Consider the following 11,901-nt stretch of genomic DNA (forward strand, 5'->3'; position numbering starts at 1 on the left):
TCGTCGTACCGGCCGTGTGTCGAGCCGGCCTCTATGCGGCGTCCTCGGTTTTCGGGAGATCCGTCGACCCCGCCGCATCGGCCGTCTGCACAGCACCGGCCGTCCCCACCGTGTCGGTGGTCTCCGCCCGGCCCCTCGCGGCCGGCCACTCGATCCGGAAGTACTTCACCCGCTCGTCCTCCCCGGAGAAGCGCATTCCTGCCGCTTCCATGACGTGCTGGGAAGCGGTGTTGCCCAGGTCGGCGTCGCCCCTCACGACGGTGACACCCTCGCCGCGGGCGAGGTTCAGCAGCGCCCGAAGCGCCTCGGAGGCGTACCCGTTGCCACGCACCGCCGGGACCAGGCCGTAGCCGATCGTGACTTCGCCCTGCGCGTCCGGAGGGCCGTGGAAGCCCGCTCCGCCGATGGCGTGCCCGTTCGCCCGGAGACGGATTTCGTACGCGCCGAAAGGCCGGGGATCACCGGTGCCCGCGCAATGCCGCAAGAAATTCCTTGCCCCGACCGTGTCGCCGACGGTCGGGTACTCCGGTGCCCATCGGGCTCCGGGGCCTGGGCTGCGCGCGGCCACGCCCTCGGCCTCGGCGGGACTCAGCGGATGGAGTACGAGTCGAGGCGTTGAAAGGTCTGCCATGACTGGTGGGGATATCACGGCAGCGAGCCCGGTGCACCGGAATTTCCGGCGCCACGGAGCAGGGCCGGCGCTGGGGGTGGCGTCGATACGCAGGTGCAGTAGCGACGCTATCCTTAAAGTGTTAGCGTTGATCTGCCGAGGGTGCGGAACCGCCGAACCCCCTGAACCAGGAGCAATGCCATGACCGAGCAGGCCACCGCCGCGTCACGCCGGGTCGCCCTCGTCACCGGAGGATCCAGGGGTATCGGGCGGGAAGGCGCCGAACGGCTCGCCGCCGACGGGTTCGCCGTCGTCATCAACTACGCGGGCAACAAGACCGAGGCCGAAAACGTCGTGGCCGCCATCACCGCCGCGGGCGGCGAGGCGATAGCGCACCGCGCGGACGTGGCGGACGAAGTCGCCGTCGCGGCGCTCTTCGACGCGGCGGAGGAGGCCTACGGCGGAGTGGACGTGGTCGTCCATGCCGCGGGCGTCATGACGCTCGCACCGCTGGCGGAGCTGGACCTGGACGCGCTGGACCGGATGCACCGCACCAACGTCCGCGGCACCTTCGTCGTCGACCAGCAGGCGGCGCGCCGGCTGCGCGGCGGCGGGGCCATCATCAACTTCTCCAGCTCGGTGCTGTCGCTGGCGCTTCCCGGCTACAGCGCCTACGCCGCCAGCAAGGGTGCGGTCGAGGCGATGACACTGATCCTCGCCCGCGAGCTGCGCGGCCGCGACATCACGGTCAACGCCGTGGCCCCCGGCCCGACCGCCACCGCGCTCTTCCTGGACGGCAAGGACGAGGAGACCGTCGCGAGGATGGCCGGGCAGGCACCGCTGGAGCGCCTCGGCACCCCTGAGGACATCGCGGAAGTCATCGCCTTCCTCGCCGGACCCGCCCGCTGGGTCAACGGACAGGTGCTTCGTGCCAACGGCGGCATCGTCTGACCAGGCCCCACCCGCCGCAGCCCCTCTTCCTCGACCCTGCCGCGGCGAGAGACCGAGGAGCCCGTCATGTGCAGGATCATCGTCGTCATCGGTGCCGAGCGCGGTGCTCACCTCCTCGCCGCCCGCGCTCCGACCGCCGCGGGCCACCCCGTCCGCGCGGCCGACGGGGTGGCGCACAACGCCCGGCGCCGTGCAGCCATGGGCGACCTGCTGGTTCGCCGCCGCCCACCGAACCCCGCCGGGGTTCGCTTGATAGCGTCCGTTCGATGAGCACCCGAGCACGCATCCTGGAAGTGGCGGCCCATCTGGTCGCGAAGTCGCCGGACGGGGACATTTCCACCCGGGCCGTGTGCGAGGCGGCGCAGGTGGGCGCCCCGGCCCTCTACCGTCATTTCGGCGACAAGGAGGGGCTGCTCTCGGCTGTTGTCGATCATGGTTTCGAGGCCTATCTGGCGACGAAGCGGGAGCGCAGTGAGACTGCGGATCCGGTCCAGGACCTGCGCGACGGCTGGGACAGCCACGTCGAATTCGCGCTGCGGAATCCGAACCTCTTCCGGCTGATGCACTCCCCGGCGATGCGCACACCGCCGGCCGCCGCGCTCGAATCGCACCGGATCCTCACCCGCGACCTGGAGCGGGCCGCGGCGCTCGGGAAACTGCGGATATCGTCCGAGCTCGCCGCCCAGATGATCATGTCTGCCAACGTAGGAGTCGGGTTGATGCTCGTCGCCCGACCGTCGACCTTCAACGACGGCAGCGTGTCCAGGCGGGTGCGCGACGCCGTGCACGCGGCCGTGTTCGTACCCGAGGCAGGCGTCCGCGAGCCGGCCGGAGCCGGCGGGACGCAGGTGCCTTCCGTCGCGGCGCGGCTGAGCGCGCTGCTCCGACGCTCGCCCGATGCCGGGCTCAGTACCGCCGAAGCAGCCCTGATGAACGAATGGCTCGACCGCGTCTCCAACGCTCCCGTTCGCGCCACCGTGAACGGCGAGAAGAGCGATCACCTCGGTTGAGGGATCGAATCCGGAGCCCGGAATCCGGGCGTGGTGACCGGACTCCGGTGATGAGTCCGATCGACTCCCGTTCCCGTGAAAATGGTTGAGGCGCCAGGGCGACGGTCGCTCGCTGCATGAATCCCTTCGGACCGGTCGGTCCGCGGCCTCGGCTCCGTCCATGTCGCGCGGGCGGAGCCGAGGGGGCGTGCGGGTGCGCCCGTCCGACCCTGTAAAGCTCTTCGCCGGCGGCCCGGGGTGCCTGCCGGGCTCCCGGGCGTCCTCAGCCGGCCGTGCCGCCGCTCGGATCCCCGAAGTCCAGGTCCCCGGACATCGCCGCCGCCATCCGCAGATGCGGCGTGGCTTCCTTCTGCCGGCCCTGCCGCTCCAGCGTGCGGCCGAGCATCAGCCGCGCATAGTGCTCCACGGGGTCGCGTCGCAGCACCTCCCGCAACTCCTCCTCGGCCTTCACGAGCCGCGCGGAGTGGTAGTAGGCGCGAGCCAGCAGCAGTCGCGGTGCCACCTGCTCGGGCACCTCCTCGACCAGGCCGCCCAGAATTCGGGCCGCGGTGAGGTACTCCTTCGCCTCGAAGAACATTTGGGCGCGGTCCCAGCGGTCGGCTGCCGTGCCGAACTCGTAATAGGTGTCGTTCACTTGTTCTCCTCGGTCGCGGCGTCCCCGGGTCCGTCGGTTCGGCTGTCCGGGCGTCCGCCCAGCCGTCTTCCAGCCCTCACAACACTCTATTATGGTTGAACATTCCACTAAAATTTTGGCGCGGGTGCGACCGCCCACGCCTGCACGGGAATAGGTTGAGCGCCATGAGCAATCTCGATCGCCAGGCCGCACTCTCCGTCTGCGGCGGCCGGGGCTTCGTCGTCGCGGAACCGGTACGTGAACTCCTGGCCCCGCGCCGCGTCCAGCTCGGCGAGTCCACCGAGGTGCGCAGGCTGCTGCCCAACCTCGGCCGCCGCATGGTCGGCGCCTGGGCTTTTGTAGATCATTACGGTCCCGACGACATCGCCGATGAACCCGGAATGCAGGTACCGCCTCATCCGCACATGGGTCTGCAGACGGTGAGCTGGCTCCACGACGGCGAGGTGCTGCACCGCGACAGCGTGGGCAGCCTGCAGACGATCCGCCCGCGCGAACTGGGTCTGATGACCTCGGGCAGGGCCATCAGCCACTCCGAGGAGAGCCCGAAGCCGCACGCCCGCCTTCTGCACGGCGCCCAGCTCTGGGTGGCTCTGCCCGACGCCCACCGTCGGGTCGAACCCCACTTCCAGCACCACACCGACCTGCCCACCGTCACGGCCCCCGGCCTCACCGCCACCGTGATCCTCGGCGACCTCGACGGCGCGACCTCGCCCGGCACCGCCTACACCCCGATCGTGGGAGCCGATCTTGCCCTCGCCCGGGGTGCCGAGGCACGGCTGCCACTCGATCCCGACTTCGAGTACGCCGTGCTCTCGATGTCCGGTGAGGCAGAGGTCGACGGCGTACCCGTGCTCCCCGGATCGATGCTCTACCTCGGTTGCGGCCGCACCGAACTCCCGCTGCGCGCCGAATCGGACGCGGGGCTGATGCTCCTCGGCGGAGAGCCCTTCGAGGAGGAGATCGTCATGTGGTGGAACTTCATCGGGCGGTCGCACGACGAGATCGAAGAGGCCCGGAGGGCATGGGCGGAGGGGTCCGGCTTCGGCGAGGTGCACGGGTACGACGGTGACCGGCTGTCCGCCCCCGAACTTCCGCCTGTGGCGCTCAAACCACGCGGACGGGTCCGTTGACGGCGCTTCATCGCTTCCGGCCGTGGGGCGGGCTCCCACCGACGCGCACCGCACCAGGTGCCGCGGGCCGGACGCCGGTGACGAGGGACGGCGGAGACAACTTCTCAGCCGGGTGAGTGACGGGGCGTGCAGCCGCCCGGCTACCGTTGCTCCGCATGACCCACACCGAGATCGAGATCACCGCGGAGTTGGTCCGGGACATCCTGCGCGATCAGCACCCGGACCTGGCCGATCGGCCTCTGACGCTCGGTGCGCGGGGCTGGGACAACCAGCTGTGGCGGCTCGGTGACGACCTGGCCGTCCGGTTGCCGTGGGCGACGCAGACCGCGGACGCACTGTTGCGCAAGGAACACGCCTGGCTGCCCCGCCTCGCCCCGCGCCTTCCGCTGCAGGTCCCCGTGCCACAGCGTCTCGGCGAGCCCTCCCAGCGGTTTCCGCGTCCCTGGATCGTCACCACCTGGGTACCGGGCGAACCCGCCGACCGTGCTCCCGCCACGCAGGCCGCGGAGGCGGCCGACGCACTCGCCGCGTTCCTGACCGCGCTTCACCTACCCGCCCCCGACACGGCGCCCGCCGGCGGATACGGCCGCGGGGGGCCGTTGGCCGACCTCGCCGGGCAGTTCGCCGAGCAGCTCACCGCGGCCGAAGCGCTGGGGCTGATCCCCGACCCGGACGCCGTTCGCGCGGTCTGGGAGGACGCCGCTGCCGCGCCGGACTGGACGGGCCCGGCGCTGTGGCTCCACGGCGACCTGCATCCGGCCAATGTCCTCACCGCGCGCGGCACCTTCTGCGGAGTGATCGACTTCGGTGATCTCTGCGCGGGCGATCCGGCCTGCGACCTCGCCGCGCCCTGGGTGCTGCTGCCGGACGGTGCCCTGGACCTTTTCCACGCCGCCTACCGGCCGACCCCGGACGCAGCGACCCTGCGCCGCGCCCGCGGCTGGGCGGCGCTGCGAGCCCTCGGCGGCATCCTCATCGGGGAGGCGGGTGTCCACGGCCGTCCCGGCGGCAAGGCGACCTGGGGCCCTCCTGCCCGAGCCGCCCTGCGACGTCTCATCGCCACGGCCCGCCACTGAGCGGTCGAGGCCGGCCGTGGCGCCCCCGACCGGCAGGCCGGTGAGGGGACGCCCGTCAGGCCTCGCCGAAATCGGTGCAGTGCGCGATCGTCGCGTCGTCCGGCGCCACCGCGTGGTGCGCCTCCGCCTGCCGGACACGACGGATGATCTCGGCGGGTCCGTTCGACGTCAGGACGGCCATGGCCCCTGGCCAGTCGGTGAGCCTGAACCGGTCCACGATGCGGCTGGCTCCGTTGCTGAGCAGAGCGGCACCGGTCAGCTCGGATACCGGACAGCTCCCGGCCACTGCCTCGTCCGCCGCCCGCGGGTCGTCCTTGGCCAACCAGAAGCCGCCCGGCCGGTTCCGACGGGCGCGCAGGTCACGGAGGACTCGGTGGTACTCGTCGCTGCCCTCGGCAGCGGCCTCGAACGCGGGGAGGTACGACTGACGGATGATCACTTCCCTGCGGTCGGACACGACGAGCGGTGCACCCTCCGCTCTGTCGAGCACGAGAACCGAGTCACCGAGTACCACGTACTCGACGAGACCGCCGGACAGGCGGAGCACGGCCACGGTTGCCGACGGGCTGATGGGATCGGCCACATCACAGGTGTCCCGGTGAGCGTCCGTCACCTGTTCGATGGCCTCGGCCAGCAGCGCCGGGAGGCTGCGGTCCGGCGCGAGGAACAAGAGGTCGAGGAGAGTGCCTCCCAGACGGCCGGCGTACCAGGCCACCCCGTGCCGGCAGATCGATTCGGTGCCGGGGATGCCGGCGCCGTCGATCAACACCGCCGCCGTCGGCAGAGCGCCGGTGAAGTCCTCGTTCGTGCGGCCGGCCCGTGCCGCAGCGCTCGTCATCGTCACCCGCATGCCTGCCTCCCTCCTCCCGCCGATCGAAGCGTCGACACCGATCGGCCACCGCCTCGCCCGGGGTGCGGGCATCTGCCGGCCCAGAGGCATCGGCCGCGCAGCTCTGCCGCGACCGGTATCCGAACCGCCCGCAGCCATCGCGCGGCAGGCCCCTGCGACTCGGCACCGTACGTGAGGGGCCTGTGGGACCGTGATCGGGCACCCGGACCGGGAGACTGCGTCAGCCCTGCTGTCCCTTGTCCCCGGCGGCGGTCCCGGCCAGGCCGTCACGGCCGCTCGGAACCGCGTCGACGGCAGTGCTCAAGCGGCCGTGCGCAGTTGCGGGCCGAGTACGGGTGCGTCAGCCTCCGCGGTCACCGGGCCCCGGCCTCCTGGTGGTCGTCCGTCGGCCGGGGGGGCTCACGCCGCGGTGGCGCGTAGCGGGTGAACGCGGCGGGGGCGTGGTCGATGGGCAGTGCGGACTGCCATGCCGTGAGGATCTGGGCGCTGCACACGAAGAGCCCCTCGGGGAGCTGCTGCGGTGGATACCAGCGCCAGGAGCCGACACTCTCACCGGGTTGGTCGGACGGCTCACCTCGCCATTCGGTGACGACCGCGGGCACGGTGATGCGCACGACCCCGTCGACCGAGTCGAGCAGGGTGCCGAGCAGAACGACGTCATCGGCCCGGGCCGTCAGACCCGTTTCCTCACGCAACTCCCGTACCACCGCTTCCTCCAGTGACTCGCCCGGCTCCACACTCCCGCCGGGCAGCTCCCAAGTGCCCCTCCGGTGGCGCCCGAGCAGCAGCCCGTGCGGTCCGTGGATGATCGCTCCGACTCCGAGGGCCGCATGCGCCACGGGCGGTCGGGAGGTGCGGGGCCGCGAAGAGACGCGAGCGCGCCGGCGTACGTGGAACAAGCTGTAGGAGGCGCGGTTGTCGCTGCCGGGCGCGTCGAGGATCTCGATGTTCTCGACCAGCAGTCCGTGCTCGGCGAGTTGCCCCTCCCACAGCTCCGGAGTGAGGACCCACATCTGCACGGTGAGTTCGCCGCCGCCGGCCAGCGGCAGAATTTCGGGACGGGCGCAGACAGTCGGGGAGGGACCTTCACCGAGGCTGTTGGTGTGCAAGGCGGTGAAGCACAATTTCCCATCCGGCCTGAGCGCCGAAGCGAGCGCCGGTAGCAGACGACGGGGGTCGATGTAGGGGAAGCCGCCGATGGAATAGATCACGTCGTACGCTTCCGCGGACCGCAGATGGTCGACAGCATCGCCAAGGAGCAGCCGCAGCCCGGCCGTTCCACCGTATCGATCGCAAGCGCGTCGATGTTGGTTCGGCGATGCGTCGAGGGCATCCACTACTGCCCCGTGTTCGCGTACGAGATGAGCGGCGTGTCTCCCGGTGCCGGAACCGAGGTCCAGCACGCGCTTCCCCCGGAGGTTGCCGAGAATCTCGGCGCCCGGGCCCTCGCCCGGGAATCCCCAGGCGATGCGTGCCACGTCGGGTAGGGGAGTCCCCCGATCGATGTGGTGGGTTCCGTACCGCTCCCACGCCGTCGCGTTCACCTGCTCAGGCTCCATGGGTCTCTCCTCGTGGCATCGGCGCGGTCAGGGTGCAGGGCCGAACGGTGGTCAGGTGCGGAGGAACGGTGTTGTCAGAAGGCTGGTCGGCGGGCCCGGCAGATCGGTGTACGGCGGAGGGAAGGCCCACGGGCTCGTCGGCCCCCGTTCGGGCGGTTCACGCAGACGGCGGCCCGGGACGTCCCGCCGGGTACGAGGAACGCGTGGACACCGTTCCAGGCGGTCCGGGTGCGAACCGGCGACGGGGGTGGGCTCGGGTGCCGAACTCCGGGACGACCGATCGTACTTCGGTGTCGGTCCGCCAGGACGACCGGATCCACGCGCATCCTGCTTCGAGGGGCGCCTTCTCGGCCATGCGCGCACCCTGACGACGGCTGGGAGTCAATCCCCGTAAGCACGCTGCGGATCAAGCGGTGGGGTGATCGTCCGGCCGGCCGGTCGCGCCGTCATGTCAGGCGGCACACCCGGCGAACGACCGTCGCGGCGCTGTCCGGTGACGCCTCGACACCATCCTGCCGGACGGTTCGTGCACGGTCCTCTGCAACGTTGCAAGTCATCTGTATGGACATGGCGCGGCCGACATGCTGTCATGCGCACGTACATCGTTTACAACGATGAAACAGCCCGTACCGCAGCGGAGAACGCCGGCGGTCCGGTCGCAGCAGTCCGCGCCCAGGGTGGCGCGGACCGGCTGTCCGGCCGCCGACCCGAGAACGGAGTTGTACATGAGACCCCCATGGACGAGGCGACGGCCGAGAGCCCTTCGGAGGCAGGTCGGTATCGCCGCCGCCCTGTGCACCGCAGCCGCCATGACGGTGGCCGGAGGCGCATCCGGCGCAGCGGCACATGCGCCGCACGCCCTTCGCATACCGACCGTCTCATCCGGCGACGCCCGCTTCGAGATCCTCTCGCCGACACTGATTCGCACCGAATACGCGGGCGACCGGAAGTTCACCGACGACGCGACGTTCAACGCGATCGGCCGCAACGGATTCGCGCCTGCCGCCTACAGCGCCACGACGTCCGGTGGCTGGCTCACCATCCGGACGAGCGCGCTGACCTTGCGCTACCGGGTCGGTTCCGGACAGTTCGACGCCCAGAACCTCTCCGTGCAGGTGACGCCCGGCGGCACGCCGCTGACCGCCGCCCCGTGGCAGCGCCTGACCTGCAAGCTCGGAGCGTTGTGCGAAGGCGAGCATCTGCAGCTCGACGGGGTTTCCGTGGCCTCCGACCACAAGGGATACACCGGGCCCGGTTTCGCGGCGGGATTCGAGAGCACCGGCAGCTCGGCGTCGACTGACATCGATGTCAAGAATGCCGGGACCTACCGGTTCGACGTGCGGTACGCCAACTCCCTGGGCGGTGACGGGCAGTCCCGGACCCGCACCCTGACCCTCACGGTGGACGGAGGCGCACCGCAGACCGTGAGTCTTCCGGCCGCGGCGGACTGGGACACCTGGAGCCACGCCGGCGCCGACGTCCAGCTGGGCGCCGGACACCACACGATCGCCCTGACCCGGACCACCTCCGACTCGGGTGACGTGAACGTCGACAGCGTCGCGCTGGTCCGGCCCGGTGACGCGTACCCGCCCGTTTCCACCACCGCGACGACCGACTGTCTCTACGGTGCGAGCTGCGAGGCGGAGGCCGGTCGCATCGGCGGAACGGCGGTGAGCGCCACCGACCACAAGGGGTACGCGGGCAGCGGCTTCGTCTCCGAGCTCAACCAGGGATCGAGCCTGACCACCCATCTGGTGGGCGTGCCCGCCGACGGTACCTACACACTCCATGTGCGCTACGCCAACGGTGCCGGCGGCGACGGCCTCCACCGGACACGCACCGCCACCGTGTCCGCCGGCGGCGCCACCGGCACCCTGGAGTTCCCCGCGACGGAGGACTGGGGCGACTGGCAGTCGGCCTCGGTCGCCGTCGCCCTCAAGACAGGCGACAACGACATCACCCTCGGCTGCCCGGACACGGCCAGCTGCCATGTCAACGCGGACACCGTCTCCGTGACCGCCACGAAGGCGGCTGCGCCGCAGCCGCACATCGCGCTGGGTGGATACCGTCGGGGCCTCGACGGTGTGACCGGTAACAGCGACTCCCTCGTGACCACTCCCGGTCTGCTCAACCAGGACGGCTGGTACCTGCTCGACGACACGCCGTCCGCCCTGTACGACACCGAGACCCAGAAGGCCACCCGGCGTCCGGGTCACGGCGGCGCGCCCTACCAGGACGGCTACGTCTTCGGCTACGGCCACGACTACAAGCAGGGGCTCACGGACCTGGCCACCCTCACCGGGCCGCCCGCGCTGCTGCCCCCGTGGGCGTACGGCATCTGGTACTCGGAGTACATCGACCGCACCGCGGCGGACTACAAGGACACGATCCTGCCGAAGTTCCGGTCCGAAGGCGTCCCGCTGGACGTACTGGTGACTGATACGGACTACAAGGCCGTGAACAACTGGAGCGGCTGGGAGCTGGATCCCGAGAAGTTCCCCGATCCCAAGGGCTTCTTCGACTGGTCGGCCTCCGAGGGCCTGCACAACTCGCTCAACGTGCACCCCAGCATCCTCGCGTCCGATCCCCAGTTCGCCCAGGCACAGGCCACGGCCAAGGGCAAGCTGACGAAGGGCGGTTGTGCCTCGGGTGCCTCCGTCGAAGACAACTGCTACACCTTCGACTTCGGGGATCCCGACCAGCTCAAGGCGTACATGGACCTGCACCGGACCATCGACGGGCAGGGGCACGACATCTGGTGGCTGGACTGGTGCTGTGACGCGTCGCAGTCCTCGCTGCCGGGCGTGAGCCCGGACGCGTGGATCAACCAGCAGTACGCCACCGCCGCCGCCAAGACCCTCGGGCGGGGGTTCGTGCTCTCCCGTGCGTACGGCTCGCTGCAGGCCGGCGGCTACAGCGGCCAGCAACCGCTGCCGACCGGGCCGTGGGCGGACAAGCGCACCACCGTCCACTTCACCGGCGACACCTCCTCCACGTGGGGAATGCTGAAACTGGAGGTCGGCTACACCCCCGCCGAGTCCGCCGCGACCGGGATGGCGGCCATCACGCACGACATCGGCGGGCACAACGACACGACGGGTCTGACCGGTTCGGAGACGTACAACGACGGCGGCACGACCCGCACCACCCACAAGCTGCCCGACGACCTGTACGCCCGCTGGGTGCAGTTCGGCACCTTCCAGCCGGTCGACCGCCTGCACAGCAACCACAGCGACCGGCTCCCCTGGCAGTACGGCACCGCGGCGCGGGAGTCGGCGGACAAGTTCCTCAACCTCCGCGAGAACCTCGTGCCGTACACCTACACGCTCGCCGAAGAGGCGAACCGCACCGGAGTACCGATCGTCCGGCCCGCCTACCTGGAGTACCCGGACGAACCGCAGGCGTACGCGACGGCCGGCAGCGAGTACTTCTACGGCTCCGACGTGCTGGTCGCCCCGGTGACCACGCCCGGTGACTCCGCCACCACCTCGGTCTGGTTCCCGCCCGGGCAGTGGACCGACTACTTCACCGGCAAGACCTACGAGGGCGGGACAACCCAGGACGTCACGACCGGCCTCGACTCGATGCCCGTCTTCGTCAAGGCGGGCGGCATCCTGCCCACCCGCACGCATGACGTCACCGACAACGACCGGAACCCTCTGACCGACGTCACGCTGAACATCGCCACCGGCGCGCCGGGTTCGTACAGCCTCTACGAGGACAGCGGGACCAGCACGCAGAAGAGCCGGAGCGCCACGACGACGATCCGGTACCGGCAGAGCGGTTCGCGCCACACGGTGTCGATCAGCCCGGTGAAGGGCTCCTTCCACGGTCAGGTGAAGGACCGCCGTTGGACGCTCTCGCTCCTGGGTGCCCACGCGCCCACCAAGGTCAGTGCGAGCGGTGTGCGGCTGTCCCCGCAGGCGTACCACTGGGACCGGGCCACGGGGACGCTCACCATCACGCTGCCCCGCAGCACCGTCCACGCCCCGGTCACCGTCACCTACGAGTAGCAGGAACGCCCGGCCGGCACAGGCCTCCCGCGGCCGCTCGCGGACCGGCGCACGTCGCCGTCAGGCCC

Annotated in this window: 10 protein-coding genes; 6 read left to right on the top strand and 4 right to left on the bottom strand. The window is 70.7% G+C overall.

The window, feature by feature from the left end; translation table 11 throughout:
- Positions 1 to 31: 31 nt before the first annotated feature.
- The gene (locus ACFVXE_RS37720; RefSeq protein WP_389678184.1) at positions 32 to 631 is read right to left on the bottom strand and encodes a GNAT family N-acetyltransferase; all 600 of its coding nucleotides are present in this window, start codon (positions 629 to 631) and stop codon (positions 32 to 34) included.
- A 180-nt stretch (positions 632 to 811) separates the two neighbouring features.
- Here ACFVXE_RS37720 and ACFVXE_RS37725 point away from each other — a divergent pair, with 180 nt between their 5' ends.
- The 3 genes from ACFVXE_RS37725 to ACFVXE_RS37735 all read left to right on the top strand — a co-directional run bounded on the left by ACFVXE_RS37725 (position 812) and on the right by ACFVXE_RS37735 (position 2,571).
- Positions 812 to 1,561 (top strand): SDR family oxidoreductase, encoded by a 750-nt coding sequence (locus tag ACFVXE_RS37725; protein WP_389678185.1) that lies wholly within the window; start codon positions 812 to 814, stop codon positions 1,559 to 1,561.
- A gap of 66 nt (positions 1,562 to 1,627) precedes the next feature.
- A complete protein-coding gene (locus ACFVXE_RS37730; protein ID WP_389678187.1) occupies positions 1,628 to 1,831 on the top strand; it encodes a hypothetical protein in 204 nt (67 codons plus the stop codon).
- Positions 1,828 to 2,571 carry a TetR/AcrR family transcriptional regulator gene (locus ACFVXE_RS37735; protein WP_389678188.1) on the top strand — a complete coding sequence of 248 codons (744 nt, stop codon included), beginning with the start codon at positions 1,828 to 1,830 and terminating at the stop codon, positions 2,569 to 2,571. The genes ACFVXE_RS37730 and ACFVXE_RS37735 overlap by 4 nt, the downstream gene beginning before the upstream one ends.
- Before the next feature lie 262 nt (positions 2,572 to 2,833).
- Here ACFVXE_RS37735 and ACFVXE_RS37740 read toward each other — a convergent pair whose 3' ends face one another.
- Positions 2,834 to 3,205, bottom strand: coding sequence for a tetratricopeptide repeat protein (locus ACFVXE_RS37740; protein ID WP_389678189.1), 372 nt, complete (start codon positions 3,203 to 3,205; stop codon positions 2,834 to 2,836).
- A 164-nt stretch (positions 3,206 to 3,369) separates the two neighbouring features.
- On the opposite strand from ACFVXE_RS37740, the gene ACFVXE_RS37745 reads away from it, so the two are divergent.
- Both ACFVXE_RS37745 and ACFVXE_RS37750 read left to right on the top strand, forming a co-directional pair.
- The gene (locus ACFVXE_RS37745; RefSeq protein ID WP_389678190.1) at positions 3,370 to 4,335 is read left to right on the top strand and encodes a pirin family protein; all 966 of its coding nucleotides are present in this window, start codon (positions 3,370 to 3,372) and stop codon (positions 4,333 to 4,335) included.
- A 155-nt stretch (positions 4,336 to 4,490) separates the two neighbouring features.
- Entirely contained in the window at positions 4,491 to 5,411 is a 921-nt protein-coding gene (locus ACFVXE_RS37750) for an aminoglycoside phosphotransferase family protein (protein WP_389678191.1), read from the top strand.
- Between the two features lie 55 nt (positions 5,412 to 5,466).
- On the opposite strand, the gene ACFVXE_RS37755 is transcribed toward ACFVXE_RS37750, so the two are convergent.
- Positions 5,467 to 6,261 (bottom strand): integrase, encoded by a 795-nt coding sequence (locus tag ACFVXE_RS37755; protein ID WP_389678192.1) that lies wholly within the window; start codon positions 6,259 to 6,261, stop codon positions 5,467 to 5,469.
- A gap of 353 nt (positions 6,262 to 6,614) precedes the next feature.
- The gene (locus tag ACFVXE_RS37760) at positions 6,615 to 7,820 is read right to left on the bottom strand and encodes an NUDIX domain-containing protein (protein WP_389678193.1); all 1,206 of its coding nucleotides are present in this window, start codon (positions 7,818 to 7,820) and stop codon (positions 6,615 to 6,617) included.
- Positions 7,821 to 8,629: 809 nt separating this feature from the next.
- On the opposite strand from ACFVXE_RS37760, the gene ACFVXE_RS37765 reads away from it, so the two are divergent.
- The gene (locus ACFVXE_RS37765) at positions 8,630 to 11,833 is read left to right on the top strand and encodes a TIM-barrel domain-containing protein (RefSeq protein ID WP_389678195.1); all 3,204 of its coding nucleotides are present in this window, start codon (positions 8,630 to 8,632) and stop codon (positions 11,831 to 11,833) included.
- Positions 11,834 to 11,901 lie beyond the last annotated feature (68 nt).

The organism is Streptomyces sp. NPDC058231, from assembly GCF_042882275.1.
In the GTDB taxonomy this organism is placed as follows: domain Bacteria; phylum Actinomycetota; class Actinomycetes; order Streptomycetales; family Streptomycetaceae; genus Streptomyces.

What these genes read in the sequence shown, in the direction of transcription:
- ACFVXE_RS37720 (WP_389678184.1), bottom strand. Translation starts at nt 631, where the DNA reads ATGGCAGACCTTTCAACGCCTCGACTCGTACTCCATCCGCTGAGTCCC.
- ACFVXE_RS37725 (WP_389678185.1), top strand. Translation starts at nt 812, where the DNA reads ATGACCGAGCAGGCCACCGCCGCGTCACGCCGGGTCGCCCTCGTCACC.
- ACFVXE_RS37730 (WP_389678187.1), top strand. Translation starts at nt 1,628, where the DNA reads ATGTGCAGGATCATCGTCGTCATCGGTGCCGAGCGCGGTGCTCACCTC.
- ACFVXE_RS37735 (WP_389678188.1), top strand. Translation starts at nt 1,828, where the DNA reads ATGAGCACCCGAGCACGCATCCTGGAAGTGGCGGCCCATCTGGTCGCG.
- ACFVXE_RS37745 (WP_389678190.1), top strand. Translation starts at nt 3,370, where the DNA reads ATGAGCAATCTCGATCGCCAGGCCGCACTCTCCGTCTGCGGCGGCCGG.
- ACFVXE_RS37750 (WP_389678191.1), top strand. Translation starts at nt 4,491, where the DNA reads ATGACCCACACCGAGATCGAGATCACCGCGGAGTTGGTCCGGGACATC.
- ACFVXE_RS37755 (WP_389678192.1), bottom strand. Translation starts at nt 6,261, where the DNA reads ATGCGGGTGACGATGACGAGCGCTGCGGCACGGGCCGGCCGCACGAAC.
- ACFVXE_RS37760 (WP_389678193.1), bottom strand. Translation starts at nt 7,820, where the DNA reads ATGGAGCCTGAGCAGGTGAACGCGACGGCGTGGGAGCGGTACGGAACC.
- ACFVXE_RS37765 (WP_389678195.1), top strand. Translation starts at nt 8,630, where the DNA reads ATGACGGTGGCCGGAGGCGCATCCGGCGCAGCGGCACATGCGCCGCAC.